The 26,474-nt window shown below is 65.3% G+C and carries 31 protein-coding genes; 15 read left to right on the plus strand and 16 right to left on the minus strand.

Going from position 1 to position 26,474, the window contains the following annotated elements; translation table 11 throughout:
* Positions 1 to 35 precede the first annotated feature (35 nt).
* Positions 36 to 590: an Lrp/AsnC family transcriptional regulator gene (locus CIK77_RS04090; RefSeq protein ID WP_258861448.1), complete on the plus strand. Its 555-nt coding sequence runs from the start codon at positions 36 to 38 to the stop codon at positions 588 to 590.
* 316 nt (positions 591 to 906) lie between these two features.
* Positions 907 to 1,311, plus strand: a complete 405-nt coding sequence (locus tag CIK77_RS04095; protein WP_087056194.1) for an SMI1/KNR4 family protein — start codon at positions 907 to 909, stop codon at positions 1,309 to 1,311.
* 63 nt (positions 1,312 to 1,374) lie between these two features.
* Here CIK77_RS04095 and CIK77_RS04100 read toward each other — a convergent pair whose 3' ends face one another.
* The 4 genes from CIK77_RS04100 to CIK77_RS17595 form a co-directional block, all read right to left on the minus strand.
* Positions 1,375 to 1,833 carry a DUF4274 domain-containing protein gene (locus tag CIK77_RS04100; RefSeq protein ID WP_087056195.1) on the minus strand — a complete coding sequence of 153 codons (459 nt, stop codon included), beginning with the start codon at positions 1,831 to 1,833 and terminating at the stop codon, positions 1,375 to 1,377.
* A gap of 648 nt (positions 1,834 to 2,481) precedes the next feature.
* Positions 2,482 to 2,994, minus strand: a complete 513-nt coding sequence (locus CIK77_RS04115) for a DUF4303 domain-containing protein (protein WP_087056198.1) — start codon at positions 2,992 to 2,994, stop codon at positions 2,482 to 2,484.
* Entirely contained in the window at positions 2,984 to 3,391 is a 408-nt protein-coding gene (locus CIK77_RS04120; protein WP_170934232.1) for an NTF2 fold immunity protein, read from the minus strand. The genes CIK77_RS04115 and CIK77_RS04120 overlap by 11 nt, the downstream gene beginning before the upstream one ends.
* 147 nt (positions 3,392 to 3,538) lie before the next feature.
* Entirely contained in the window at positions 3,539 to 3,715 is a 177-nt protein-coding gene (locus CIK77_RS17595) for a hypothetical protein (RefSeq protein ID WP_170934233.1), read from the minus strand.
* Between the two features lie 73 nt (positions 3,716 to 3,788).
* On the opposite strand from CIK77_RS17595, the gene CIK77_RS04125 reads away from it, so the two are divergent.
* Together CIK77_RS04125 and CIK77_RS04130 are read left to right on the plus strand one after the other, a co-directional pair.
* The gene (locus tag CIK77_RS04125; protein WP_140403567.1) at positions 3,789 to 4,307 is read left to right on the plus strand and encodes a hypothetical protein; all 519 of its coding nucleotides are present in this window, start codon (positions 3,789 to 3,791) and stop codon (positions 4,305 to 4,307) included.
* Positions 4,308 to 4,579: 272 nt separating this feature from the next.
* Positions 4,580 to 5,005: an SMI1/KNR4 family protein gene (locus CIK77_RS04130; RefSeq protein ID WP_087056201.1), complete on the plus strand. Its 426-nt coding sequence runs from the start codon at positions 4,580 to 4,582 to the stop codon at positions 5,003 to 5,005.
* A gap of 112 nt (positions 5,006 to 5,117) precedes the next feature.
* Here the strand turns inward: CIK77_RS04130 and CIK77_RS04135 are convergent, their stop codons facing one another.
* Entirely contained in the window at positions 5,118 to 5,570 is a 453-nt protein-coding gene (locus CIK77_RS04135) for a VOC family protein (protein WP_087056202.1), read from the minus strand.
* A gap of 103 nt (positions 5,571 to 5,673) precedes the next feature.
* On the opposite strand from CIK77_RS04135, the gene CIK77_RS04140 reads away from it, so the two are divergent.
* A complete protein-coding gene (locus tag CIK77_RS04140) occupies positions 5,674 to 6,648 on the plus strand; it encodes a helix-turn-helix transcriptional regulator (RefSeq protein WP_087056203.1) in 975 nt (324 codons plus the stop codon).
* 127 nt (positions 6,649 to 6,775) lie between these two features.
* On the opposite strand, the gene CIK77_RS04145 is transcribed toward CIK77_RS04140, so the two are convergent.
* The 3 genes from CIK77_RS04145 to CIK77_RS04155 all read right to left on the minus strand — a co-directional run bounded on the left by CIK77_RS04145 (position 6,776) and on the right by CIK77_RS04155 (position 9,105).
* Positions 6,776 to 7,300, minus strand: coding sequence for a GNAT family N-acetyltransferase (locus tag CIK77_RS04145; RefSeq protein WP_087056204.1), 525 nt, complete (start codon positions 7,298 to 7,300; stop codon positions 6,776 to 6,778).
* Between the two features lie 412 nt (positions 7,301 to 7,712).
* Complete coding sequence (locus CIK77_RS18290; RefSeq protein WP_114347218.1) at positions 7,713 to 7,853, minus strand: PhzF family phenazine biosynthesis protein; 141 nt, start codon at positions 7,851 to 7,853, stop codon at positions 7,713 to 7,715.
* Between the two features lie 289 nt (positions 7,854 to 8,142).
* On the minus strand, positions 8,143 to 9,105 hold the full coding sequence (locus CIK77_RS04155) for a GlxA family transcriptional regulator (protein ID WP_087056205.1): 963 nt from the start codon (positions 9,103 to 9,105) through the stop codon (positions 8,143 to 8,145).
* Between the two features lie 69 nt (positions 9,106 to 9,174).
* Here CIK77_RS04155 and CIK77_RS04160 point away from each other — a divergent pair, with 69 nt between their 5' ends.
* Entirely contained in the window at positions 9,175 to 10,125 is a 951-nt protein-coding gene (locus CIK77_RS04160; protein ID WP_087056206.1) for an NADP-dependent oxidoreductase, read from the plus strand.
* A gap of 209 nt (positions 10,126 to 10,334) precedes the next feature.
* Here the strand turns inward: CIK77_RS04160 and CIK77_RS04165 are convergent, their stop codons facing one another.
* On the minus strand, positions 10,335 to 10,682 hold the full coding sequence (locus tag CIK77_RS04165) for a VOC family protein (protein WP_087056207.1): 348 nt from the start codon (positions 10,680 to 10,682) through the stop codon (positions 10,335 to 10,337).
* 98 nt (positions 10,683 to 10,780) lie between these two features.
* Positions 10,781 to 11,359, minus strand: a complete 579-nt coding sequence (locus tag CIK77_RS04170; RefSeq protein ID WP_087056208.1) for a dihydrofolate reductase family protein — start codon at positions 11,357 to 11,359, stop codon at positions 10,781 to 10,783.
* 58 nt (positions 11,360 to 11,417) lie between these two features.
* Between CIK77_RS04170 and CIK77_RS04175 the strand changes: the two genes are divergently transcribed.
* From CIK77_RS04175 to CIK77_RS04195, 4 genes are all read left to right on the plus strand, one after another.
* Positions 11,418 to 11,942, plus strand: coding sequence for a winged helix-turn-helix transcriptional regulator (locus tag CIK77_RS04175; RefSeq protein ID WP_249268702.1), 525 nt, complete (start codon positions 11,418 to 11,420; stop codon positions 11,940 to 11,942).
* A 232-nt stretch (positions 11,943 to 12,174) separates the two neighbouring features.
* Entirely contained in the window at positions 12,175 to 12,618 is a 444-nt protein-coding gene (locus CIK77_RS04180; protein ID WP_249268703.1) for a hemerythrin domain-containing protein, read from the plus strand.
* Positions 12,619 to 12,922: 304 nt separating this feature from the next.
* Positions 12,923 to 13,324, plus strand: a complete 402-nt coding sequence (locus CIK77_RS04185; protein ID WP_087056210.1) for an ester cyclase — start codon at positions 12,923 to 12,925, stop codon at positions 13,322 to 13,324.
* Between the two features lie 161 nt (positions 13,325 to 13,485).
* Positions 13,486 to 14,685 carry a hypothetical protein gene (locus tag CIK77_RS04195; RefSeq protein ID WP_140403568.1) on the plus strand — a complete coding sequence of 400 codons (1,200 nt, stop codon included), beginning with the start codon at positions 13,486 to 13,488 and terminating at the stop codon, positions 14,683 to 14,685.
* A gap of 206 nt (positions 14,686 to 14,891) precedes the next feature.
* Here CIK77_RS04195 and CIK77_RS04200 read toward each other — a convergent pair whose 3' ends face one another.
* Positions 14,892 to 15,260, minus strand: coding sequence for a hypothetical protein (locus tag CIK77_RS04200; RefSeq protein WP_140403569.1), 369 nt, complete (start codon positions 15,258 to 15,260; stop codon positions 14,892 to 14,894).
* 359 nt (positions 15,261 to 15,619) lie between these two features.
* Entirely contained in the window at positions 15,620 to 16,477 is an 858-nt protein-coding gene (locus CIK77_RS04210; RefSeq protein WP_087056214.1) for an NAD(P)H-binding protein, read from the minus strand.
* A 165-nt stretch (positions 16,478 to 16,642) separates the two neighbouring features.
* Between CIK77_RS04210 and CIK77_RS04215 the strand changes: the two genes are divergently transcribed.
* Together CIK77_RS04215 and CIK77_RS04220 are read left to right on the plus strand one after the other, a co-directional pair.
* Positions 16,643 to 17,254 (plus strand): TetR/AcrR family transcriptional regulator, encoded by a 612-nt coding sequence (locus tag CIK77_RS04215; RefSeq protein WP_087056215.1) that lies wholly within the window; start codon positions 16,643 to 16,645, stop codon positions 17,252 to 17,254.
* 277 nt (positions 17,255 to 17,531) lie between these two features.
* Complete coding sequence (locus CIK77_RS04220; protein WP_087056216.1) at positions 17,532 to 18,788, plus strand: PoNe immunity protein domain-containing protein; 1,257 nt, start codon at positions 17,532 to 17,534, stop codon at positions 18,786 to 18,788.
* Positions 18,789 to 18,936: 148 nt separating this feature from the next.
* On the opposite strand, the gene CIK77_RS04225 is transcribed toward CIK77_RS04220, so the two are convergent.
* Together CIK77_RS04225 and CIK77_RS04230 are read right to left on the minus strand one after the other, a co-directional pair.
* Entirely contained in the window at positions 18,937 to 20,025 is a 1,089-nt protein-coding gene (locus tag CIK77_RS04225; protein ID WP_087056217.1) for a hypothetical protein, read from the minus strand.
* Positions 20,026 to 20,104: 79 nt separating this feature from the next.
* Complete coding sequence (locus CIK77_RS04230; RefSeq protein ID WP_087056218.1) at positions 20,105 to 20,680, minus strand: TetR family transcriptional regulator; 576 nt, start codon at positions 20,678 to 20,680, stop codon at positions 20,105 to 20,107.
* 43 nt (positions 20,681 to 20,723) lie between these two features.
* Between CIK77_RS04230 and CIK77_RS04235 the strand changes: the two genes are divergently transcribed.
* A complete protein-coding gene (locus CIK77_RS04235) occupies positions 20,724 to 21,695 on the plus strand; it encodes an SDR family NAD(P)-dependent oxidoreductase (RefSeq protein ID WP_087056219.1) in 972 nt (323 codons plus the stop codon).
* A gap of 334 nt (positions 21,696 to 22,029) precedes the next feature.
* Here CIK77_RS04235 and CIK77_RS04240 read toward each other — a convergent pair whose 3' ends face one another.
* Positions 22,030 to 22,827 carry a sulfite exporter TauE/SafE family protein gene (locus CIK77_RS04240; protein WP_087056220.1) on the minus strand — a complete coding sequence of 266 codons (798 nt, stop codon included), beginning with the start codon at positions 22,825 to 22,827 and terminating at the stop codon, positions 22,030 to 22,032.
* Positions 22,828 to 22,911: 84 nt separating this feature from the next.
* On the opposite strand from CIK77_RS04240, the gene CIK77_RS04245 reads away from it, so the two are divergent.
* Positions 22,912 to 23,667 (plus strand): AraC family transcriptional regulator, encoded by a 756-nt coding sequence (locus CIK77_RS04245; protein ID WP_087056221.1) that lies wholly within the window; start codon positions 22,912 to 22,914, stop codon positions 23,665 to 23,667.
* A gap of 95 nt (positions 23,668 to 23,762) precedes the next feature.
* Here the strand turns inward: CIK77_RS04245 and CIK77_RS04250 are convergent, their stop codons facing one another.
* The gene (locus tag CIK77_RS04250) at positions 23,763 to 24,671 is read right to left on the minus strand and encodes a LysR family transcriptional regulator (RefSeq protein WP_087056222.1); all 909 of its coding nucleotides are present in this window, start codon (positions 24,669 to 24,671) and stop codon (positions 23,763 to 23,765) included.
* Positions 24,672 to 24,761: 90 nt separating this feature from the next.
* Between CIK77_RS04250 and CIK77_RS04255 the strand changes: the two genes are divergently transcribed.
* A complete protein-coding gene (locus CIK77_RS04255; protein ID WP_249268704.1) occupies positions 24,762 to 26,453 on the plus strand; it encodes a thiamine pyrophosphate-binding protein in 1,692 nt (563 codons plus the stop codon).
* Positions 26,454 to 26,474: the final 21 nt, after the last annotated feature.

Raw genomic sequence — 26,474 nt, forward strand, 5'->3', positions numbered from 1 at the left:
GCCTCCGATCCGTAGACTCTCTCGGAAGCCAGGCTATGGACAGGATTCGTTACTCTGTATCCATGCGTGAATCTCAGGTGAGATCTGCTCGACTACCCGAATTGGATTCGGTGGACTGGGCGATCCTCGAACTGTTACAAGTGGATGCGACTTTGCCCAACAAGGACATCGCCGCCAAGGTTGGTGTGGCTCCAAGCACGTGCCTGGAGCGGATCCGGCGGATGCGCCGCAACGGGACCATCGTCGCCACGCGCGCGCACGTGCTCCCAAGCCTGCTCGGCAGGGGAGAGCAGGCGTTCCTCGGCATTCAGATCCGACCGCATGCCCGCGACACGGCCAACGACTTCGTGCAGAAGGCCCTCGCGCTGCCTGAGACCCTCGCGTTGTACAACGTCAGCGGCAGCGAGGACTACCTCGTCCATGTCGCCGTGGCGAACAGCACCGAGCTGCAGACGTTGATCATCGACAAGCTCCTCGCTCTGCCCCAGGTTGCGCACTGCCGGACCCAGCTCATCTTCGGTGAACCCTGGGTCGCTCCACTGCGCCGACGCTCGGCACGTGGTGCGAACAGTCGAGATGCCATCGCGTAGCCAGAGGTTGGTATCCGCGGCGACGTGGTTGAGTTTAGATTCAACGTCTGACTCAGCCCAGGCCGTCGCGTGTTCGCGTGAGGGTATGCTCACCCGAGCCGGCACCGATCCTAGGGATGGCGACGTCCGTGGGTGCTCAACATTTGGTCGCACCGAAGCCGATGACGACCGGGCTGCGACGTGGCCCGTGCACGCATGTCGCGCCGATCAGACGCAGAGCATAGAGCGCCGAGCCAACTGGGCGGAGGCAAGTCGGTTCGTCGGATCTGTTGGTGGATGCCGCTGAAGGACGCTCTTGATATGAGATCGTTGAAAGATGCTGTCGAGAGGCGCGCTGAGCGACACGTTCATTCTGGGGCGTCCCGCATCGCGCGCCGTCATCGAGCGTGAAGAGAACGAGTACGGCGGCCCGCTGCCTCGGGAGTACGTGGAGCTGCTTCAGGTTTCGAATGGGATGCACACCAGCGGTAACGTGAGCATCCTCGGCGCTGAGGGGGTCGTGCAGCGAAACAACGAATACGAGGTACAGGTGTACTTGCCCGGCTACTTCATGATCGGCGACGACAGCGGCGGGCACGCGATCCTGTTGAACCTCGGTGACCGCCGCATCTATGAGGTGGACATGGGTGCCATGGACGAGGAGAGCATGAAGCTCAGCGCGCGTTCCCTCGATGAGCTTCTCACGCTTGGCACCTGCCTGACTGAGCGTCGCGGCGGGTGAGATGCATTTCGGAGCCGGAGCTTAGGCGGGTTCAGGCTCTTATGTCTCGCGTTGTGTACACCTTCAGTCGGCGTTCAATGCCGGACGGAGGAAGGCGTCGTCGTACTTCTGTCGCGCGCGTGCGGTGCGCAGTTCGCGCAGTTTCCGCTGCCGCTCGGTCTGATCCGGCAGGTCGATCGCCATGTACCCGGTGTCGTACTCGTTCGCCCCATCTGGATAGTCACCGCGCCGCAGGCGGGTTGTCAGAATGGTGGCGTAAGCGACGATGTGCTCGAACTTCTTCGGTTCATACGCAGCCTCTGCGGAGTATTGCTCTCGGAGCGCGTTCTCTTCGTCGCTGAGGTGAATGCGCGCCGCGTCGTCGAGTTCCCAGAACAGACGCAGCGCGAGTGCGCGGTCGCAGTGGGCATGCTGCGCGACCGCGAGGGGGACAGCGAAGCCGTCATCCCAGTTGTGCTCGCTCATGAGGTTCCAGAGGGCGACTTCATCCGCGTCAGGAAGTACAGTGCCGGGCGTACCCATGAATGTCAGCGTAGCTGCGGGAGGCCAAAGCGGTGGGTGTGTGTCAGCCCCCAACGTCAGCCACGCCAGAGCACAGTCTCGGTCTCGGTCGCAGCCGCTTCGGCGACCAGCACAGGGAGATCATCGACCAGCAGCTCGCAGTGCAGGTGAAGTCCATCAAGCACCGTTTCCCAGCTCGGGATTCCCTCGGCGCTCTCGAGGAAGTCGCCTGTACGAGGTCCAGGACGAGCCTCCAGTGGGCCCGTGCGGTCCTCCCTCATGGATCACATCCGGCTCACGGAGACGCGTCATCGCAGTGATCTCTGACCGGGGAGTGATCACGCCAAACGCCCCGACGCCATCGGTTGTGATGCTGTAGTCCATCTGCTGCGCCGCTGTCGTATATCGACTAGCTCTGCCTTGATGGAGTGCCCTCGGAAGGCAGTGAGCCCGCCGAAGTCATATGCAACGACGCGAGATCGCGACCTCGACAGCGCGATCCGCGACTACCTCGAAGACGTCGGCGGCGGACTGGCGAGGTGTGAACACCTACTCTGCGGGGAAGACCGGCTGTTCTTCGAACCGGAGGCGCGCACGGCCGCGCTCACCTTCGACTGGAGATGATCGCACGGCCCCTGCGGAAACCTGGCAGGACGGCGATCACCGGACTCAGGGCCCTTCGGCTGCTTCGCGCAGCCAGGCTTCGAGTAAAGGTCCGGGTGGATTCAGCCGACGGGCAAACCCTGAATCGCTCTCGTCGGGTGGCATCGTCGCCACGAGCAACAGAATTGCCTCTCGCTGAGTACCGGTTCCGAACAATCCTTCGCGATCGAGTCGACGTAACGATTCCTCCATTGAGGCCAACCGCAGATCCCACTCAGCGTCTATATCAGCTGCCTCGAATAAGTCGCCGCGAGCGGAGAACGCAGATTCTGTCTGCGCCAACCAATCGTCTCCGACGATCGCGTACGGACTGTCGGCGAGGTTCCATCGGTCCGGCCCGTCGACAGTGACAGTGAGGTATGGGCGCATTCCTTCCCCTGACGTCACCAGGGCATACACGCAGAACGTTTCCCCATAATCATCACGCTCGGCGTGGAACCGCGTCACCGCGTGCCTGGTCGCATCGCTCACAACTTTCACCAGTGCGGGGGCGCCCTGAGCCTTGTCGCTAGAGCTCATGATTGACCCATTTCTCGTCGAAGGAGTCGTACTGTTCCTTCCGGTCTACCTTCCACTCACTGCCGTGGAGCCGCATTGTGGAGCGAAAACGACTCGCAAGGATGTGGTGCTGCAGTGTTTCGATGACGACCGCGTTCTTCGCCCGAGTGCCCGCGACGAACTCTTCATCGACGCGGTACTCGGGCGGGTGCCCACAGTGGAGTGCGACCTGACGGCCGGTCTCGCGTTTCTTATGCGTGCAATAGGTCTCGAAGATCACATCGAGGTCGCGCTTCATGTCGGTGCTCACGGTACCCCTGCCCTTCTCTGCGATCGCCTGCCAGTACGTGACTTCCCAGTGATGCATACTTCCGATGAAGTGACGCAACACCGCGTACGCCTCGTCCACTTCGCCCATGGCACTTCTCCTTCGACGCCGACCCAATGATGGTATCTCCCGCCACCACAGCGGCTCCCATCGTGTCGTTCTGCGGACGGGCCGACGTGCATGGTCGTCGTTCTTGCTCGTTGATCCGCTCTCTCGCGACCAGAATTGCATCGCGGGTCAGCCCGGTCCGTTCTTCGGCGCAGGGGAGCCGCCCTCAACTCGCACGGCGAAGACTTCGCCGTGCTCGATCACCTCGGCGAAGAACGCCGACGACTGCGCAGCGCTTGGCGGTGTACTGCGCTCGATGTGTTTCGCCGACCGTCGCTGAGCGGCGAAGCGGGCCACTTGGAGCATCCTGATTCGGATGTTTCCGAAGTGACGAGTTGTGGTGAACTTCCGGAACGAACAAACGTCAGGGAGAGGCGAAATGAGTGATGCCATCGGCGGATCAAGTCAGGAAACACCACCGGAGGTGGTTCACTTTCATGAGGTAGTCCCCGTGTTTCGCATGCTGGAGTTCAGCATGTTTCCCGAAGAGCGACTCGGCGCGGAGGAATGGCAGCGCCGCCAGGAGGAGCTGCTGTCGGCTGACCCTGCCTCGCTCTCGATTCGTGTGTTGATCGATCTTCCCGATGGCGACATGCTGTCCTTCGATCTGAATGATCGCAAAAGTGGCTTCCCTCTCGCGGTCTCGCAGATCGGCTTCCCCGAAGACGCGGCACCACTGGGCCTCACTATGTCAGAGTACTTGGACCTTGCGACCGAGCTGTCGCCGCTGGAGGCGCAGATGTTTGCAGGTGTCTACCCGTACGACGCGATCGTATCCGCCTTCGAACGTAGGGGCCTTCACGGAAACGCGTACTGGTCGGAGTGCTTGAGTCTGCTTGCGGAGTCGCGCGGTAGTACGGAAGAGCGCATGCGTTACGTGCGTGAAAGCACTCAGTGAAGAGCGACATGCAAGGTGAGAGTCGGGTGCGCCAGAGCAAGGTGTTGCCAGCGCGAGCCGGTACTGGTGTGACCCGCCGCGAGGATACCACCCTGCAACTGTTCGTCGCGGCTGTCATCGCGTAGTGGTCGTCTACCGAGGCCGAAAGGTTGGTATCTGCGGCGACGTGGTGGAGTTCCGGTTCAACGTCTGGCCCCGATCGGTGCGGTTCGACCCCTGCCTGCTCGCGAGCACGACGTGTGTGGAATCATTGGCTGACGCTGTCGAGATGCGTGCTGAGCGAGAAGCTCACGCTGCATCGTCTTGCCTCGCGCTCCGTCATCGAGCGAGAAGAGAACGAGTACGGCGGATCGCTGCCCCGGGAATACGTTGAGCTGCTTCAGATTTCGGACGGGATGCACAACAACGGAAACCTGAGCATCCTCGGTGCTGAGGGCGTCGTCGAGCGCAACGCCGACTACGAGGTGCAGGCCTACTTGCCCGGTTATTTCATGATCGGCGACGGCGACGGCGGCTGCGGGAACGCGATCCTGCTGAATCTCCATGACCGGCGCATCTACGAGGTGGGCATGGGGATCATGGATGAGGAGAGCATGGCGCTCAGGCCGGATCCCTCGACGAGTTCCTCGCATGGGGCACCTGTTTGGGCGAGCGAGGCTACGGGTGAGGTCCGCACATGCCAACGATGGTCACGGTAGTGCCCGGTGGAGGTGCGCGGATTCGTGCCCGGTGACGATGAGGAGATTGCTGATGCAGGGCGATTCGTCGTCGGGGCGTTTTGTCGAATGCCCCGACGACGAATATGCGGCGTCAAGCGGTGACGTCGAGGATCCAGGTCACGCCGAAGCGATCGGTGAGCATGCCGAAGCCGGGGCTCCAGGGCGAGGCGGCGAGCGACTCGATCACCGTCGCGCCGACGGCGAGGGCGCTCCAATAGCGCTGGATCTCATCGAGCGTATCGCCGCGCACTGACACGAAGAACGGCCGATCGGTGGCTGTCCTGCCATTCTCGCGGGTCGTCGTGCCTGCATGATCTGCAGATCCGCCCGTCTGGCCCGGGATGTCGTATGCCATCACGCGGAAGCCGGAAGACGAGGCGAGCACGCCGAAGACGAGCCCGTTTGCGCCGGGTGCATCGGATGGCATGCCGACGTCGGCGTACGACGAGGCGATGATGTCGCCCCCGAATACCGCCTGGTAGAACTCGAGCGCCGTACGGGCGTCGCCGCGGAAGTTGAGGTGCGTCGTGGTCGTGATGCTCATGGTCAGCTCCTTGAAAGGGTTCTGTCGGGTACCTCCCGACGTGAGATCACACTGCCGACCATTAAGGCCAGATCTTGGCCGTAATTCGAGTTATCGTGACGGCATGACCGAACCGGCATCCCGACTGCTGCAATTGCTTTCGCTGCTGCAGGTACGCCGCGACTGGCCAGGGCTCGAACTCGCCGAGCGGCTCGAGATAAGCAGTCGCACCGTGCGTCGCGACATCGAACGGCTGCGCGAACTGGGATACCGGATCGGCGCGCTCACCGGGCCCGACGGCGGCTACCGTCTCGAAGCAGGAGCCGACCTACCGCCGCTGCTCTTCGATGACGATCAGGCGGTTGCCCTGGCGATCGCCCTTGAGACCAGCATCTTCCCGGGCAGCGGCATCGAAGAGGGCGCGGTGCGGGCGCTCACCACGCTGCGCCAGGTGCTGCCGAACCGCCTGCGGCACAGACTCGACGGTATGCCGGTCACCACGCTCCCGGCAGGCCCCGGCGATGCCCGCCCGCCCGCTGTGTCCTCCGAGGCGCTCGTCGAGCTGTCGGCGGCGATTCGCGACCGACGGGTCCTCCGCTTGGACTACCAACGGCCTGGCGGTGAAGTCTCGCGACATCGCGTCGAACCCCACGGCCTCGTCACCACGGGTGGGCGCTGGTACCTGCTCGCGTGGGATCTCGAACGCGACGACTGGCGCATTTTGCGCGTGGATCGCCTCACGCCGCGCCCTCCGCACGGGGCACGCTTCACTCCGCGCACCGTGCCCGGCGGATCCGTCGCCGCCTTCGTCTCCGCGCGATTCAAGGGATCCGACCGCGAAGATCGTTGGCCCTGCGAAGGATCGGTGATCATCGATCTGCCCGCGCGCGACGTTCGCCCCTTCGCGGGGGATGGGTCCGTCGAGGATCTCGGCGACGACCGGTGTCGCCTGCGAGCCGGATCCTGGTCGTGGAGCGCGCTCGCCGCCGCATTCCTGCGGTTCGATGCCGACATCGACGGCGTTGATCCTCCTTCTCTCGCCGAGGCATTCGGCGATCTCGCTCGACGCGCGGCGCGGGCTCGTAGAGTGGGCGCATGATGACATGCGCGCGGACCTCACCGCAGAGGTTGGTCTGTGCTGGAACTTGGTGGAGTTCCGGTTCAACGTATAGAGCGAAGCTTGTTTCTCGTTATTCATACGTCCGTCATGACGCGCCTGCCGGGCGCTATCGCAGCCTGCGGCTCATGTAGAGCGCAGTGTCGTTGCCGGGGCGATCTCCATACAGCGTTTGATCAAGGCCTACAATGCGGAACCCCATGCTTTCGTAGGCGCGGATCGCCGGTACGTTGTCCACCTGTGTCTCAAGCCAGACATGTTGCGCGTCTGCAGATTCGGGCGCGTTGAACAACGTGTTGAGAAGTGCTCGTCCGATGCCCTGCCCACGCATCTGTGAGTCCACGTACATGTGAAGGAGGCAGAGCCGTCGGTTCCAGGAACTGAGGGTATACGCAGCGAATCCGCAGACCCGATCGTTGTGCGTCGCCAGATATGCACAGTCCCACCCCGGAGGATCTTCCGCCAAGTGCTGAGCCAGATCGTGTCGCTTGACGGTGGGGACGGCCAGCGTCATCTCTTGCCAGGTGAACGAACCGTTGTGGAATTCAACGTCTGCGTACGTCGTGAGCGGCGTTGCTGTATCAAGGTCGATGACTGCTTCACGGTCGGTGCTGTCGTACGTCCTCACCTTCATATTGAAGAGTCTAAGCAGATGAGTCGGCGGGCCGAATCGGGAGGCACAGTGGCTGGCGTCGTTGGTCGAGGACCCCTTCGCGGAACAGTGCCCCTCAGGTCGTGATGTTCTCGGGTGCACAAACTTGTCCGTCGTTCTCGCCGGTGCTGGCGTGAGCGAGCCCAGCGTGGATCACACATGGCTCTCCGTGCCGGAACGCGGTGGAGTTCCGGTTCAACGTCCAGTTCCGGCTGGCCTTCCCGCGACACTTCACGCTCGCCACGGATGGCGGTCAGGGGAAGATGGTCGCGGGTCCTGCGATGAGCGCGGCGTGGTCGAGGGGTTCGACTTCGATGCGGCTGGTGCGGCCCATCTCAGCGCCCTGCAGGACGGTGAAGCGGTCTCCGGCGGCGGCTCGCCCGAGTGCTCTCAGTTAGTCGGCGAAGGCCGCGGCGGCCGAGCCCATGGCAGGGTCTTCCACCACTCCGCCCCACGGGAAGGGGTTGCGAGAGCGCCATTGGTTCGCTCCGTCGGGGGCGATGAGCTGGATGTGAACCAGTTCTGCGCGCGGCAGAGGGTGCGCAGTCCGTCGAAGTCATAGTCGAGGTCGGCGAGCCGCTCCACGACTCGGGTGACGAGGACCGGGTGGTGGTTGCCACCGAACGCGACCGCTGGTGGGTAATCGGGGCGCAGGTCTTCGCGGGACCAGCCCAGGTGCTGCAGGAGGGGGCGAGCAGCCCTGCACCGATCGGTGAGCTGAATACCTCCGCGCTCTGGAACGCACCGAGCGTGCGTTCTTCCTCGTGCCTGGCGGAGGCGTGGATCGCCCCGACTCGCGTGCGACGACCGCCGACTTCGCGGCGTCACTGCTTCGGCGAATGCTGGAACGTCCGTCGGTAGACGGTCGGCGCGACGTCCATGGCCGCGTGGAAGTGTCGGCGCAGCGACGCGCCCGTGGCGAAGCCGACCTCCTCGGCGATCCGGTCGATGGGGAGGTCGGTGCTCTCCAGCAGATGTCGGGCCCGGGCCACTCGCTGCCCGATGACCCACGCACCGGGGCTCACACCGACCTCCGCGGTGAACCGGCGCGAGAAGGTCCGAGGGCTCATCCCCGCCCGGCGAGCGAGGGTCGCGAGGTCGAGGGTGTCTCGGAGGTGCTCGAGGGCCCAGCTGCGCGCGGGCGCGGTGCCGGCGTTGCCGGTGTCCGGGACAGGCTGCTCGACGTACTGCGCCTGCCCGCCGTCGCGGAACGGCGGGACGATGCATCGGCGCGCCACCGCGGCGGCGATCTCGCTGCCGTGGTCCGTGCGGACCAGGTGGAGGCATGCGTCCACGCCGGAGGCGGCGCCTGCCGAGGTGAGGATCCGTCCTTCGTCGACGAAGAGAACGCCGGGGTCGAGCTCGACCCGCGGGAACCGTCGTCGGAAGCGGTCGGCGAGGTTCCAGTGGGTGGTCGCCCGACGGCCGTCCAGCATCCCCGTCGCAGCCAGGATGAACGCACCCGTGCAGATCGAGACGACGCGTGCCTGGGCGGGGATGCGGTCCAGGGCTCCGGCGACGACGTCCGGGAGCTCCTCGGGGATGTTCGGCGGTGCGATCGAGGTGATCACCACGATGTCGGCCGTCTCCAGGAGCTCGGGACCGTGCGGGACGTCGATGGTGAAGTCCGAGGCGGTGCGGACAGGGCGGCCGTCGGCGCTGCAGGTCGAGACTTCGTACAGTCCGTCAGTCGCCTCGAGGATGCGGCTGGGGATGCCGAGCTCGAACGGGTAGACGCCCTCGAGCGCGAGCACCGCCACCTGCTGGATCTTCCCCGAAGAGATCATGGCGCGATCGTATCGAACGATGACCTTCTTGCCATGTTGGACGCGCGCCGGACCCGGCAGGCTGGGAGTATGACCACGTCACAGACCATGCGAGCCGTCACGCAGCATTCCCTGGGAGGCCCGGAGGTCCTCGAGATCGTCGAGGTGCCACGTCCCGAGCCCCGTCCGAACGAGGTCCTCGTGCGGGTGCACGCGGCGAGCCTGAACCCCACCGATTGGAAGCATCGTGCGAACGGCGGATTCCTCGGTGCACCGCCCTTCGTTCTGGGCTGGGATCTCTCCGGCGTCGTGGAGGCCGTGGGCGTCGGGGTCACCCGCTTCCGGCCGGGGGACGAGGTGTTCGGCATGCTCCCGTACCCGTTCGGGCACGCCGCCCACGCCGAGTATGTCGCGGCTCCCGCACGGGTCTTCGCGAGGAAGCCCGAAACGCTCGACCACGTCCAGGCGGCGGCCCTGCCGCTGGTGTCGCTGACGGCGTGGCAGGCACTGGTCGAGAATGCCGACCTCGGACCCGGGCAGCGCGTGCTGATCCACGCCGCCGCCGGCGGGGTGGGGCACGTGGCCGTGCAGTTGGCGAAGGCCCGCGGCGCGCATGTGATCGGCACCGCGAGCGGCGCGAAGCACGACGTCCTGCGCGAGCTGGGCGTCGACGAGGCGATCGACTACACGAGCCAGGACGTCTCCGAGGTCGTAGAGGGGGTCGACGTCGTGCTGGACACGATCGGCGGCGAGACCTCGACCCGCTCCCTGCGCACCCTCCGGCCGGGAGGGATCGTCGTCTCGATCCTCCCCATCGGCTCCGAGGACTTCTTCCACGAAGCGGAGCGGCTCGGCGTCCGCGCGGCGAGGATGCTCGTCGACTCCTCGCGCGCCGACCTGCAGTCAATCGCGAAGCTCGTCGACGACGGGCTGATGCGGCCGATGATCGCCGAGACGGTCCCGCTCGAGAGAATCGCCGACGGGCATCGTCTCGGCGACACCGGCCGCACCACGGGCAAGATCGTCGTCACCATGGTGTGAGGAGGCGGCCGCCGGCCAGGCCTCAGTGAGAGGTCGGCGCAGGGTGCTCGAGCAGACCGTGCATCCTCGTCACTGAAGAACCTCGTCGCTAAACCCCACGTGGACTGTGAGCACGTAGAGGCGCACAAAGAGCGGGTTGCCTGAGCCCAGCGGTCTCTCCATCGCGATGCCGTGGAGTTCGGGTTCAATATGCAGTCAGCGTCGGGGCTTCAGTTCGAATGCATGCCGACATTGATCACGTTTCCTGATCCATCGCGATAGAAGAATCGCGTGACTCCCCATTGCTCCGCTGTAAGCGGGTGTACGATCTCGACGCCTGATGTGACAGCGCGGTCGTAAGCGTCGTTGACGTCGTCGACGAAGACGGAGACATCGGGGTTCTCAGGAGCCGTGGCATCTGCCGCGACGATGCTCAACTGATGGCCTTCGGAATCGGCCAGAGTGACGATCCAGCCGTGGTCCATCACCACCTCGAGTCCTAGGGTCGTGACGTGCTCTTCTACCGTTCGGCGGAGGTCTGAGGCACTCAGGTCGGGGACGATCCGTTCGATGATCATGACAGCATCTTCCTTGGGCACGGGGCCTCGACCAAGAGGTTGGTCCATGCCGGAACTCGGTCGAGTTCCGGTTCAATGTGTAGTGCCAGATGCGCTGGCTATGCGCTGATCTCGTGAGACGCGAGCACGTCATATCGCAGCTGGACCATGCCATTGTCGAATCTCTGTTCATGCTGCAGGTCCAGATCGAGTCGGTGATCCGGCAGGAACCGTAGTCCGTCGCCGACGACGACGGGGCACAAGAGCACGTCGATCCGGTCGACAAGACCGTGTCGAATCGCGTGTGTTGCCACAGTTGGTCCGTCGATCGTCACGTTTCCTTGCGCGTCAGCCTTCATCTGCGTGACCTCTTCCGGGTCGAACCGTGTGCGCAGCTGCGTATGCGATGTGTCGACTGCTTCGAGAGTGCGGGAGAAGACCACCTTGTCCGCTCTTTGCCAGATCTGTGCGAACTCTGTGGACTGCGGCGACTGCTCGATCACTTCGGGGTTCGTCTCCCAGACAGCCATCGTCTGGTACATCCGACGACCGAGCAGATAGGTGGAGACCCTCGAGTGCTCGTCGTTGATTGCGGCAAGAACCTGCTCGTCAGGCCTGGCCCACGAGGCGAACTCGCCCGCGGCGTCTGCGACAAAGCCATCAAGCGACACCTGCATGGAGTACACCAACGTGCCCATAACTCTCCTCAAACTGATTGCGAAACAGGATCAGTTAAAGGCTACGTAGACTGATCGCGTGTTGCAACCAGATGGCGTGGAGATGCTGCAGGTCGGACAAGGCCGATCCGGATGCCCGATCAACATGACGGTCGAAGTGCTCGGCGACCGCTGGAGTCTCGTTGTGCTGCGCGACATCATGTTCGGCGACCGCCGGCGTTTTCGAGAGTTGCTGCATCATTCCGAGGAGCGGATTGCCTCCAATGTGCTGGCGAGCAGGCTCAAGCGTATGTCGGACGTCGGCCTGCTCGCGCGACATGGCGATCCGACTCATCGCCAGAAGGTCGAGTACCGCCTCACTGAACCCGCAATTCAGCTGGTGCCGGTGATGGCGCAACTCGGTGACTGGGGCGCCCGCTGGCTGCCCACCGCTGCGGAGCTGGCCGTCCGCGCGGAATTGCTGGCAGACGGCGGACCTCAACTCTGGTCGCGTTTCATGAGCGAGCTTCGGGAGGTGCATCTGCGTGGCGGCGTCTTTCCCGAGGATGGCGTCCTGGCTGAGCTGACTGCCGCGTACGAGCGCGTCGCATCAGCGCACGGGTAGTCGGCGCAGGTGGCGGCCGCAGGTGTCTCTGCATGCCGGAACTCGGTGGAGTTCCGCTCAACCTGTGAAACGAGCACTTCCGCGGTGCCCGATGAGCGCGCTACGCTGAACTCAGCGTCGCGTGTCGGTGGCAGTCCGTGTCAGGCATGGAGGCGTGGGACCCGGAAGAGGTGGGCGATGATGACGCCCCTCCCTCCGCCCTCACGTGACTGAGGGTGAGAAGACCAGGCTGGTGGCCTGGAGCGATGAACTGCGTCACGTGCACGCGCGCTTGCGCGAGGCGCTGGTGATGACACAAGAGGCGGTTGCTCGTGGCGATCCCGAGGCTGCGGCGAGCCGTGATCTGCTGTTGTTCTGCCACGGTTTCTGCAGTGCGCTCACGGGGCATCACGTGGGTGAGGACCGGGACTTGTTCCCAGCTATCGCAGCTGAGCATCCCGAGCTGCGCGAGACGTTGCGCAAGTTGAAACAGGATCACTCGATGATCTCGCACCTAGTGAGCGGGTTGCAGGCCGTCGTCGAAGCGAGATCGTCGCCCGAGGAGCTGCTGAAGCACCTTGAAGGCATCGCGGCGATCATGGAGAGCCACTTCCGATACGAAGAGCGGCAGCTGCTCGTCGTGCATGAGACGCTCGCGCTCGATGCCGATCCTCAGTGCGTGCTGGGGCCGCTCTGAAAGGTTGCCGACCGCGACGACGACCCCGCTGATGACCACAAGCGCTGCGGATGGGACTGCGGCGGCGTGGTAGTGGTGGTCATCCCACCCGGTGCTGGCACCCGCATAAGGGCAGCAGAGATCCGAGGACGGCTCATCCGCAACTACCTCGAGGCCGTCGGCGGCAGAGTTGCCCTACAGTACGTGATGAGTGACCAGCGCATGCAGGTCGCCTGACGGCACACGTTATTCGGCTACGAAACGTGGTGGAGTTCCGCTTCAACGTCCAGGCAGCAGAAGAAGAAGTGATGGAATCGGAGGACCGATGAGAAGTAGCGATCTGCTTGTGGTCTATCGCGACTACTTGGCCTGCTTGAACGAACGGCGATGGGACGAACTCGGACGATTCGTCGCCGATGAGGTCATTCACAACGGCAAACGGATCGGTCTCACCGGCTATCGGGCAATGCTGGAGGCGGATACCGCGGCGATACCCGACCTCGAGTTCATTCCGGAGATTCTGCTCGCGGACGGCCATGTTGTGTCCTGCAGGCTCTTCTTTCAGTGCACTCCACAGCAAGCGTTTCTGGGTTTCGAACCGACAGGCGGGCGAGTTTCTTTTCCGGAGCACGTCTTCTACAGGTTCGACAATCGGCAGATCGTCGAGGTCTGGTCGGTGATCGACAAGGCGGCCATTGGCGAGCAGTTGTCCAAGGAGCCCTGCTAAGAAGGACGCATGGGTGCACGGGGCGTGGGGCCGTTCGAGAACGACGGAGCCGCTGATCTGATTGCTGGCATCCGTCACGCCGACAAGCTATCTGTCTCGATCGGAGTTCCGCCGCGTCGCATGAACGAGATGAGAGCCTTGCTGTGGCGGTCGGACCAGCCGTGACAGTCCCGCAGCGATGGGAGACCCACAGCCTCTTGCCCGTTCTCGTCGACGCCCTCTCTCTGACCGAGGCTGACGAGGAAGTGCAGCGGTTGGTCGAGGCCTTCGGCGGCGAACCTGCCTCGGTCGCCGAGCACGACCTGGGGGAGCCTGTGACCCGGGTGCGGAAGCTGCGGTTCTCCTCGGGCGGGGAGATCGTGCTGTACGACGGAGCGGTGGTCGGCGCGATCCTTCACGTGAAGCCCGCCCCCGGATGTCCCGGCGTGGTCGACCTCGGGCAGTGGATCGCAGGGGTCACGAATGCTGCGACTCTGGATGACCTCAAGGCCGCGCTCGAGCTGCCCGTCCGCTTCGCCGGATTCTCCTCCCCGTACGTCGCCGTGGGTCACGGGTATGCCCGGTTCCGCTTCGCCCGGCGAGACGGCAGCGGTGGGTGGAAGGATCCGGGGAACCTGACGGGAATCGTCGTCACTGGGAAGACGCCTGGTCTCACCATGATCGACGGGGATGAGTGCCCGAGATGCAGCGACCTGCTGGTGCGCGGTGAGGGCGGGGTCGACGTCGACGCCACCATCGGCCGGCTCGAGGTCGCCGTGTCGTCCCGTGCGATCGAGGAAGATGCTCACTGGGCGTCGCTCGGCGACCTGACGGCGATCCACGCATCCGGCTTGATGGAGCGTGCCGAGAGCCAGTTGAGGTGCCGAACGTGCAGGCGCATCATCTGTCTCACGCTGTACCGCGACGGGCCGGCGACGTTCGGCTACCACGTTCTCGACGATGCGATGCGGAGACCGATGGAGTCGATCCCGCCGGTGGAGCAGTGGGGATCGGCCGAACGCATCGCAATGGCTCAGGCAGCGATGCAGTATGTCGACCACGAGCCAGGAAGCTGGTTCCTGGCCAGACAGGGCGATACCCTCTACTTCGACGCGCGCTACTCTCTCGGCGTCGCTGACGATTCTGCGTTGATAGCGCTGAACGGGGAGGAGCGCGAGGGGTACCGCACCGGTGGGCGCTCGTACCTCGCGGAGCTCGCGAAGAGGATGCAGGCGAAACCTGCTGGCCGAAGGGGATCGCCGTACTACTCACGCGACCTGTCCCGGCGCGGAGGTGAATCCGGCCGCGACTACCGTGGCGAGTTCACAGCCGCGATCAAGAACCACACTTGGCGGGCCGAGCAACGCGCCCGCCGCACGTAGTCGGCGACGTTGCCCAGCGTCGAGCCGTAGGCGGTGTCGGTGGCGGAGACGTCGGCCCCCGCGTCGATGACGCGTCGGGAGGAAGACAGTGCTGATCCCGTGGCAGACGTTGGTCTGTATCGGAACGTGGCGGAGTTCCGCTTCAATGTGTGGTCGTGTTCCGTATCAACGTCGCTTGTTCGCGTAGACCAGTGCCGGGAATCCGCTCAGGCGGAGCGGCGATCTTTGCGAAGCCCAATGGCAATTCCTGCGTCGATGATGAACAGTGCACACATCGCGACGGCGCTGCGCCGGCGACTGTTGCGCACGTACTCGCGCGCGAACAGAAGGTGGAGCAGGGCGCGCGCCGCCACGGCACGCCATCGCCAGCGTGATGACCGGCCAGCGATGATCGTGATGCCGAGGCCCAAGTCGGCGGTCCCGAGCGCGCGGCGACCTACGATGTCGGTGTCCGTCAAGCCGAGCCATCGCCCGCTTGTGAGCGGTGCGACGCTCAGGAAGCCGCCGAGGGCCACGGAGACCGCCCCAACACCATCAGCGGCGAAGGCGAGAGAGGCGCCTTTGGATACCGGCATGGGGAGACTCTATTGCAGTCGACCTGGCGTGGCGGGGAGAGGTGGAGCGTTCGATGCGCCTACCTGCACATGGCTCACCACGGGATTCGTCGCTGACGCTCTGCCGCTTCGTCGAGCCGGTCGTACATGTGCTGGTGGAGGGTGGAACAGCCGCCGTAGCTGCAATGCTCACCGGTTCCCTCCGTTGCTGGAAGGGCGAGCAGCGTGCTCGAGCAGTGACGATGATTTCCCCGGGGCCGGCTATGGGAACATGTCCCTGGAGGCCGTCGCCCGCCGACGAAATCGAGCGGAACCATCGGTGAGACCTGCGATAGCGCTCTCGTCGAGTCCACGATCGGGGCGGTTAAGAACGACGCCATTCATGACGGTTCATTCAGGCCCTTCAGCTGATCGGTGATGCTGCGGGGTTCGCGCCCCAGGAGGCGCGAGAGCATGGGGTCCGAACCCGAGAAGTGTCCGCTCCTCGTGGCCTGGAACATCGACAGAGTGAAGCGGGCGACCGCCTCCGGCACACCGCTGGTCGTCGCATCGGACACCCATGTCTCGTCGTCGACGACGACGCGATCGATCTGGCGACCGGTGATCTCGGATGCGGACGCTGCGAAATCCGCGAGAGTGACTGGCTTGGGCAGCGTCAGATCGATCGGGCCGTCGAACGGGTCGTCGGCAGTGAGGATCGTGGCGGCGGCCTCTGCGGCGTCTCTGCGATCGATCCAGGAGAAGGGACCGTCGGCGGGCATGGCGATCACGCCTGATTCCTGCCACGCACCGAGCAGCTGGGAGGGGTCGCCGTAGAAGCCGTTGCGCAACGAGGTCCAGGCGACTCCGGAAGCCTGGAGATGCTGCTCGGTGGCGGCATGGATCGCGAGCGGTGGGTAGGGCGTGTCGAAAGCTGTCCCATGGGCGCTCGTGTACAAGATCCGCTGTGCTCCTGCGTTGACGGCAGCATCGATGGCCCTGTGGTGCTGCGCGACGACGTCAGAAGAGAGGTCGCTCGAGGAGACCAGGAGAACCTGCTCGGCGTCAGCGAAGGAGTGGCGCAGGGCCGCGGGGTCGTCGTAGCTTCCTTGCCGCACGCGGACTCCTCGATCGGCCAGGTGCGCCGCACGCGCGGGGTCGCGGACGCTGACGCCGATCTGGTGTGGCGGTATTCGCTTGAGGAGGTGGTCGACCGTGGCCCCATTGAGGGTGCCTGTGGCTCCGGTGACAACGATCATCTGAAGGTCCTTTCATGGGGCAGTGATCCGGCGCGCTGCTTGCTCGAGCGTCGGGCGAGCGGCGAACCTGAAATTGACTGTCGTGGTCAATTTCCTGGTGATCCATCCTGCACTAACTTGACTGGTAAGATCAAGTTAGTCGTCGATCCGGAAGGAGCTTGCGTCGTGTCCGACTTCCGAGGTGCGCCCGTTCTCCGTGCGGATGCCCGCCGAAACGTCGATCGGATCCGGCATGCGGCGGTGCAGGTGTTCCGGGAGCGGGGATTCTCCGCGCCGCTCGAAGAGATCGCCGCGGCAGCGAACGTGAGCAAGGCGACCATCTTCAATCGTCTCGGCGGGAGAGTCGGGCTGATCGATGCCGTCATCGACGACGTCGTCGCGGCGGAGCTGCGGGCTGTCATCGATGATGCGCGGTCCGTCGTCGAGGTCCGAGAGCGGATCCGCATCTACATCGGTGCGCTCCGGGATCTGCAGTATCGACTTCCAGCAGTCAACGATGTCCTGTTGCAGGAGTACCGCGACTCCGAGCCTCTGCTCGCCCTGTGCGATGCCGGAACGACCTTCCACGACAGCCTTGTCGCGCAAGGGCATTCTGCAGGCGTTTTGGTTCACGACTTCACGTCCGCAGACTTCCAGGCACTCGCCCGAGACAACGCACTGGCGCTCAAGTACGGTGGTCGCCCGCCTCGCGCTGACTACGATCGCAGAACCGCGTTCGTCCTCGGCGGGATCTGCTCATCGGTGAGTGCACCGGCCCTCCCTCGCGGGCACAGTTAGACGGCCCAACGTACGGAGACGTGGTGGAGTTCCGGTTCAACGTGCAGAGGTGCTCCGGTTCCGAGTTCGGTATCGATGACAGGCAGTCATCTACGGGCGAATTCGTTCCGATGGAACGTCGGCGGCTCCGTCTCTCGTCCGCTCTTCTCGAGATTCGACCCCTTCGTCGCAGCAGCACGAACTGAGAGATGCTCGGCCCGTGGTGTGGTGGCTAGAGTGTTCAGCGGTGAGTTCGGGAGCCTGAGCTCACGGATTCGGTGTCGATCAGGGAGGACGCATGACGAATGCGATCCGCGATGACCGCGTTGACCCTGAGTACCTCGACAACCTGCTCTTCGTCACGGGAAGGGCAATTGAGAATCGGCGCTCTCGAGGTCGAGAGCAGTTGCGGATATGGGACGCGCGTACCGTCTGTCGTGACGAAAGCACGTACCTGACGCGCCGCTACACGTCCGGGGTGCCCGTCCGTGAACTCGCTGACACGCTCGACGGGTGGGCGGAGGTCTTCGCCGCCGCTGTGCAGTCACGGGAGGACTCACCCGATGGCACCCCCGGCTCGATCGCCGAGATCGAGGACCGACTGCTGTTATGTGCGACGGCGGATCTCGCGCTCGCGGCGACAAGTCTCGGTCGCGCTGATATCGCAACATCGATTCTGGAGCATCCCGCGGTCGCGGCGTCGCCGGCACGTATTTTCGACGCCCTCGCGGTCATTCACGGTGTCTCCCGTCCGGTGAGCGAGCGCGACAGGCTGTCGTCGATCTTCGGCCCATGGTTGAAAGTCGGGAATGCCGCCGCCGACCGTCGACAGGAAGCATTCGAACGCTACGTGAGCGGATGGCGGAAACACGCAGAGAAACCGAGGGCGCTGCACCCCGTCGATGAGACCTTCACGGGGGCGTGGTCGTTCGAGGCGGTCGTGTTGGCGCAGGTGTTCGGGCTTGACGATGGGCCCGAACGTGACGTGCCTGAGTACCCTGTCGCCCTCGCCGACTATGCCCGTAAGGCACGGCTCCCGCGGCTGAGCACCGATGTGCAACTTCCCGGACCGTGGAAAAAGCCGCCGAAGGCCATCCAGCAGAAGGCGACTGCCGCGGCGGTCGCAGTATCGGGCGAGCCGACGAGATCCGATCTCGCCGCTCTGTTGACACCGGTCGGCGATGAGGTCTCGGAGGCATCGACGATCGAGGAGCTGCTCGATGTCGCGGTCGAGGCGGGAACTGTCGTCGTGGTCGATTGGACAGGCGCGGAGCCCGCGGAAACAGGTGCCCTGTTGCAGATTGCGTGCAAAAGGCTGGGGATTCCGGTTCCCAGCCAGACCCCGGGGACGGTCCCGACGTCGTTCGAAATGGCACTGGTGCGGTTCGATTCGTGGTTGGAGCCAGTCGGTGTGCGTCTGGTCGACGTTGACGTCGGCGCCGATCAGGTCCTGGTCGCCCCGGTGCTCGCCGCGAATCATGAGACTTTCGCTGGGCGCGTGATCGACGGGTATCGGGTTCGTTCGATGGAGCAGCTCGCCGCCGACCAGGCGTAGCGTTCCGCTGGGCGTATGCGGCATGGAAGCCGATAGGAACGATGCCCTGGCGAATCACGTGCCGTCTCGCGTGGAGTCCCGGTTCAACATATGGTCAGATTCTCCGGCCGGACCTCGTTCCGCTTTGCGGACCCCGTATGGTCGGTGGCTATCCTGCGTCCTGTTGCGCTGCCCCCTCCGTCCAAGCTTGCACTGTGCTCTGACTGGCGTCGCCGAGGGGTCCGACGACGTACTCGAGCTCGTCGCTGGAGAGCGGTTCGGCGGCGTCGACGGCCTCGAGAGTCTGCTCGACGGTGCTTGCCGTGACTGCGGTGTCCAGCAGGTACTGAGGCACCTCGTGGTCAGAGTCAAGGGTCCCCACCAGGGGTACACCGATGGCTGCGATGCGCGGGAAGACGCTGCCTGGAATGCCCACTGCCACATCGGCGCGGGCTGAGGCTTCTACGGAGCCTTCCTCAGCGATCTCGAAGTCCTCCCAGAGCGAGGCGTCCTCGCGCGGGTGCAGGCCAACGAGAATCTCGTATCCTTCGTCTGCCAGCGCGTGGGCGGCGTCCAGCAGCAGTTCTGTTCCTGGGGCTGCTCCGCCGGTCTCGTCCGGGTAGGTCACGCTGGTCAGGATCAGGACGGTCTCGCCTTCGGGCTCCCAGCGGGGGTTCTGGTCCAGCTCCGGAATCCCGACGACGTCGATGTCTTCCTCATCGACCCCCAGGTGCACGGCGAAGGTTTCCTGCTCGGCTGGCGAACCCGCCGTGACGTGGACCAGTCTCGGCCGGATCGAGGCGGCGTGCTCGGCCTCTTCGGGTTGCAGATAGGCGGTGCTGCTGGCGACCACCGGCACGTCGGCGAACTCCTTGACCACCTCTGCAGGCCATTCCGTGGCGCCGTTGACCACCAGTACGTCGTAGTCGGACGGGTCTGCTTCCTCCAGCGGCACTGCCTGCGCGGCGGCTTCCTCATCCGCCTCCGACATGTCAGGGACGATCAGGTCGACACTGCCGCCCGTGGCCTCCACTTCCGCGACGACGTCTTCGACGTGATAAGCGCCCCACGGTTCGTTGGTCGCCACAGCGACGTCAAGGGACTCGGTCGCCAGCTCGGGATCCGCCCCAGCGGTGTTGTCGCCGTCTGACGCGGATGCGCACGAGGCGAGCGTGAGGCTGGCCGTGAGGAGCAGTGCTCCGCCGGCTGCTTTCCACGTGGGCCAGCGGTGGCTGATGCGGGCATTCGAAGTGTGCATGGTTGCATGGTGACCGGCGAAGGCATACGGCAGGTGACGGACAGGTAGCGCGAGGTGCCGTTCGTCGCCCGCGCCAGGCCTACTCGTGGCGCACCAGCGCCCGATCGACGACCTCACGAAGCGCGGCGCGGCGTCGTGCGTGCTCCGGTTCTGGGTCTTCGGTCGAGGCGGCGAAGGTTGCGCTGATGGGTGACCAGGTGCCGGCAAGGGAGATCACCAGGGCATAGACCTCGTCGGGTCGGATGTCGTCGACGATTCGTCCGTCGGCCTGCGCCGTTGCGATGGCGTCGAACTTCGCATCGGAGTGGCCCGGGTGGGCGGAGAGGAGAGTGCCCGTCGGGACTCGCTCCAGGCGGTACCAGCTGGCGAGTCGCACGAGCTCCGGCTCTGTCAGGTACGAGTCGTACAGGGCGACTGCGTAGCCGGGCAGATCCTCGGCCGTGAAAGGGACCCTGTCGATGATGCGCACCAGGTGTCTGGCGAAGACGGCGTCGAAGAGTCCGTCCTTCGAGCCGTACCACCCGTACATCTGCGCCTTGTTGACCTGCGACGCCGATGCCACCCGGTCGACTCGGGCTCCAGCGATCCCGTAGTTCGCGAACTCGGTGGTTGCCGCATCCAGCAGACGATCCCTGCTGCGCTCTCCGTCTCTCATGCCAACAGTGTATAACTAACTATTTAGTTGCTACGTTGTCACCATGAACCGAATCACGAACGACTTCGACGACACGACAACCGCGATGCAGGTGATGGACGGACTGGATCTGGCCGGGCGGAGCGCAATCGTCACGGGCGCAGCCTCCGGCATCGGTGTGGAGACCGCGCGCGCTCTCGCCCACGGCGGAGCCCAGGTCACCCTCGCCGTGCGCGATATCGAGGCGGGGGAGAGGGCGAAAGTCGACATCGCCTTCACCAGCGGTCGGGACGACGTCCGCGTGGCTTGGCTGGACCTCGCCGACCTCCGCAGCGTGGACGCTTTCACGCACGGTTGGCAGGGGCCGCTGCACATCCTCGTCAACAACGCAGGCGTGATGGACACGCCGCGGGGAACAACCGCACAGGGGTGGGAGACCCAGTTCGGCGTCAACCATCTGGGTCACTTCGCGCTGGCGACGGGCCTTCATGACGGGCTGGCTGCCGCAGGTGATGCCCGCGTGGTGTCGGTCTCCTCGAGCGGCCACGCGGCCTCGCCGGTGGTGTTCGATGATCTGTTCTTCGAGCGACGCGATTACGAGCCCGGGCTGGCATACGGGCAGTCCAAGACCGCCAATGTGCTGTTCGCGGTCGAAGCGACCCGCCGCTGGGCCATGGACGGGATCACGGCGAACGCACTGACGCCCGGTGGCGTGTGGACGCCTCTGCAGCGGCACTGGAGTGCCGAGCGGCGCGCTGCCAATGAGGAGAATGCCCGCCAGGCAGAGGCGGCCGGGCTGTTCCGCATGAAGACCCCAGAGCAGGGGGCCGCGACATCGGTGTTCCTTGCCGCCTCACCCCAGCTCCACGGCATCGGAGGGCGCTACTTCGAGGACTGTCACGAGGCCGAGGTCGTCGATCAGCTCCGAGGCTTGGCCGGCGTCCTGCCGCATGCGCTGGACCGCGACGCCGCTCGGCAGCTCTGGGACGCCTCCGCGCAGCTGCTCGCCGCTGCGCGGACGGACATGGCCTCTTAGGCTGCCAGCGTCATTCCGTTTGAGTGATTTGGGCACCCCGATGGCCAGCGCCAGGGCTTCGCTCAGAGTCGGTGGAGTCGACCAGCGATGGTGTGGTGGACGAAGGGCTCCGTTCCACATCCGCGACGTGAGGTTGCACCGTGCTGGGAATCGGTGGACTCACATTCGACGTCTGATGCTCACGCCGCCACGGCCTCTTCTGGGAGGGGCCTACGGCGCGATGATCTGCCAGAGGTGACCGTCGGGGTCGCTGCAGAGCGCCGTGTATCCCCACCACGTCGAAACCGAACGCATCGCGGTAGAAGGTCATTCGCCGTCTCGACCCGTGGCGGCCTCACCCGGTGAGTGCGACGGTGGTCGCTGCGACGACGAGCAGTGCCACGTAGGCCCAGCCGTGCACGGCCTCCGGGATCCGTGGGGGCCGCCGACGCAGCAGGACGATGACGGGGGCTGCCCCTGCCAACAGTGCGAGAGCCGAAGCGACATCGACAGTGCCGACGAGACCGGGCCCCGAGGCGACTTCTCCGCCGAAGGCGAACGCCACCATCATGGCCGGTGTGGCGATGGCGATAGTCAATGGATTGGCCAACGACGCGGCCAGGCTCAGCTCCATCCCTGACCGGCGCATCATGGGCACGGTCATCACGCTCCCTCCGACTCCGAGAAACGAGGAGATCGTTCCGATCGGGGCTCCCCATGCATTCGGGAGCCCGCGACCGGCCACCTCGCGGGCGGGTTCCAGGGTCACTCGCCGCGGAAGAAATCCCGGTCGCAGAAGAAGGTCGACAACGGTGACAGCGATATAGGCGACGAAGCCCCAGCGCGGCACGGTATCCGGGACGAACAGTGCCGCAGTCGCGCCTGCCGCGCCACCGAGGGCAAGAAGCACGAACAGCACTCGTCGACCGCGGAGGTGCTTCAAGGTGCTGCGCCTTGTCGACGCGGTCGCGATCACGGCATTGACGACCATGACCAGAGCCGAGGTCGCTACCGCGATTCGCACAGCGTCACCTCCCCGGGACGCATCGACGATCAGAATGATGGGGACCGTGACGAAGCCACCACCGAAGCCGAACAGCACGGTCGTCGCACCCACGGCAAGACCCACGAGAAACAGAACCAGGAGCGTCATCCGTCCATCCGATCGCGAGTCAGCGATGGCGAGCAATCGAATTTGAAACAGCTTCTTTCGCATTTCGGCCACTACGCTGGACGGGTGCACAACGTCCGCCTGCCCGAGGTCGACCACCTCCCAGTAGACGTGCTGCCGATCGGCACCGACTATCCGCCGGGCCATATGCTGGCCCGCCACGCTCACCGCCGCGCCCAGCTGCTGTACGGTGCACGGGGAGTGATGCAGGTCGCCACGGATGACGGGTCGTGGACCGTTCCTGCCCACCGGGCCGTGCTCATTCCGCCCGGCACCATGCATGAGGTGTCGATGGACTCGGTGACGACATGGAGCCTCTACATCGAACCGGACGCCGTGCCGTGGTGGCCGTCCCGGTGCATCGTCGCAGAGATCAGTCCCCTGCTGCGGGAGCTTCTGCGCACAGCAAACTGCTTTGCGTCAGATTACGACATGGCTGGGCGCGACGGCACGGTCGTCGACCTCATCCTCCATGAGCTGCGCGAGCTGACCCCGACTGCGCTGTCGGTCTCGCTCCCGCGCGATGAACCCTTTCGTTCGCTTTGCCGCGAGTACTTGGCAGGCCCTGATTCGGCCGTTTCGAACGAGGCGTGGGCACGCGCTGTGAACCGGAGCGTGCGGACATTCGACCGTCAGTTCAGCGCCCGGACCGGGACCAGTCCCGCCGCATGGCGATCCCGAGCCCGGTTGCTCGCGAGCCTCCGTCTGCTCCCCGCCATGACTGTCACCGACGTCTCTGCGCGACTCGGGTACGCCTCCCCTGCAGCGTTCACCGCCGCCTTCACGCGCGCATTCGGTGCACCACCGTCGCGCTACCTCTGAACAGCTGGGTCTCCCCAGCAGCCTTGCGACGTGTGTCCCGATGCGATCAGCACGCCGATCTGCTGAGAACGAAAAGGCCGTTCTGAACGCGAGTCTCACGGACCGGCCAAGGCCGATCGCACCGTGTCAAGGAACCACGCGTGCGCGGCGGAGGCACCGGCGTCGCGATGCGCGATGAGGTGCACGCCCGTGCGAGGCGATTCGAAGGGGAGCTCCAGCAGTTTGGTGCCGTCGAGCCCGGTCATGAGGCGTGAGAAGGCGTCGACGGGGACGATCGCGAAGAATCCGCACTGCGCGACGATGCGCGCGAGCGACGTGAAGCGGTTGACTTCGACGTGGGGCACGTCCGAGAGGAAACCCGCGCCGAGGGTCGTCACCGCCTCCGTGATCGTTCTGTGTCCGGCCGACGGGCCGACGCGGACCTCGGGCAGCGAGCGCAGGTCGTCGACGCTCACGGTGGCCTTCGTCGCCGGGAGATCTTCCGGGACGAGGCAGCCGTACCTGTCGTGGAAGAGAACCTCTTGAGCCACGGGGCCGCGGACGGGCGAGCTGCTGATTGCGGCGTCGATATCGCGTGCGAGCACCTCCTGCGCGACCGTCTCGATGTCGAGCGGCACAGTCTCGATCTCGATGCCCGACCCGGCGCTCCCTGTCGCGAGCAGGATGCGAGGGAGGAGGCCGGCCTCGCCGAGGTCGGTCAGTGCGATGCGGAAACGTCTTGTCGATGTCGCAGGATCGAAGCTCGTGCGGTCCTCCGTCGCGGAGACGACCTGGGAGAGCGGGCCGTTGATCTCGGCGTACACCGTGGTGGCGAGGCGTGTCGGTGCGACGCCTGAGCGCGTCCGGACGAACAGCGGGTCGTCGAAATGGTCGCGCAGGCGCTTGAGCGCGTGGCTGACGGCAGGCTGCGACAGCCGCAGGGTCTCGGCTGCGCGGGTGATGCTGCGTGCCCGGTAGACGATGACGAATGCGCGCAGCAGATTGAGATCGATGGTGAGCTCCATCCACGAATATTAGTTCCATGCATGTTGAGGATGCCAACTATCTATTGGACGCACGTTCAGGGCCGCTCTAGCGTGAGAGGCACACGGTCGATGAGGACGGGCGAAGGGTTCACGGGTGCGATGACGCAGACGATGAGAGTGGCCGATGCGATCGGCGGCGTACTGAGTGAGATCGGGCTGACGCAGATCTTCGGGGTCGTGGGCAGCGGGAACTTCCGAGTGACCAATGCACTCCTGCGCGGCGGGGCGGAGTTCACGGCAGCGCGACACGAGATGGGCGCCGCAGCGATGGCGGATGCGTATGCACGGGTCACCGGTGACGTGGCCGCCGTCTCGCTGCACCAGGGGTGCGGGCTCACGAACGCGATGACGGGCATTGCCGAGGCGGCGAAATGCCACACTCCCGTTCTGGTGCTTGCTGCCGACACGGCGCGGGGCGACGTGACATCGAACTTCCACATCGACCAGGACGCGGCCGTCACGGCGATCGGCGCGACGGCGATGCGCATCCACAGCGCCGACTCCGCGGTGGCCGACGCCGCCCGCGCATATCGGGTCGCGCAGGTCGAGCGGAAGACGGTCGTGCTCTCGATGCCGCTGGACGTGCAGGAGGAGCGGATCGCGTACCCGGCGGCGCGGCCCGCCACCGAGCTCTCCGTGCCGCGACCGCGTGTGCTGCCCGGCGATGTCGATTCTCTCGCGGGGCTGCTGAGCGAGGCGGCGCGCCCCCTCATCGTCGGAGGACGCGGCTCGCGCAGCGCCTCGCACGAGATCCGGGCGCTCGCGGCGCAGGCCGGGGCCCTCCTGATCGCGTCAGGCGGCGGCCGCGGTGTCTTCGAAGGCGACGAGTGGGCGCTGGACATCATGGGCGGGTTCGCGACCGAAGGAGCGGCGGCGCTCGTGCGCGAGGCCGATCTCGTGGTGGCGTTCGGCGCGGCGCTGAACACCTGGACGACGCGCGACGGGGCCCTCACCGACGGGACGCGACTCGTGCAGATCGACGACCGGGCGGAGGCGATCGGCAAGCACCGGCTCGTCGACCTCGGCATCGTCGGGGACGCCGGCGCCGTCGCACGCGCGACGCGCGAGGCGCTCGCTGCGCGCGGGCAGGCCAGAACGGGATACCGCACGCCCCAGACCGCAGAGCGGGTCACGGCATCGCGCTATTGGAAGGACCAGCCGCTCGAGGAGGTCGACGAACCCGGTTTCGTCGACCCTGCGGAGCTGACGAACGAGATCGACGCGCTTGCGCCGATGGAGCGCACCGTCGTCGTCGACGGAGGGAACGTCAACTGCTACCCGGGTGCGCATCTTCGCGTTCCGGATGATGACGGCTTCGTCCTGCCTCTGTCGTTCCAAGCGATCGGCATGGGGCTGGCGAGCGCGATCGGGGCGGCCGTCGCGCGTCCCGACCGGATGACCGTCCTCGGCGTCGGCGACGGCTCGCTCCTGATGGCGGCCGCCGAGCTCGAGACGGCTGCGCGACTCGGGCTCGGGATGCTGATCGTCGTCTACGACGACGCGGCCTACGGCGCGGAGGTGCACCTGTTCCCCGACGCGACGCCGCGAGAGCAGGAGATCGTGCGCTTCCCCGACGTCGACATCGCGGCCATCGCACGCGGCTACGGCTGCGAGGGCGTCGTCGTGCGGTCGATGGACGACCTCGAGCCTGTACGCGCGTGGATCGCGTCGGATCGCGCCCGACCGATGGTCGTCGACGCGAAGATCTCCGGCCGTCCGTCCTGGATGATGGCTTCCGGCCACAGTCCCGATCAGGCTTAGGCACTGCAGACCTCACCGATG

It is taken from the genome of Microbacterium sp. JB110 (assembly GCF_003335195.1).
GTDB lineage: Bacteria > Actinomycetota > Actinomycetes > Actinomycetales > Microbacteriaceae > Microbacterium.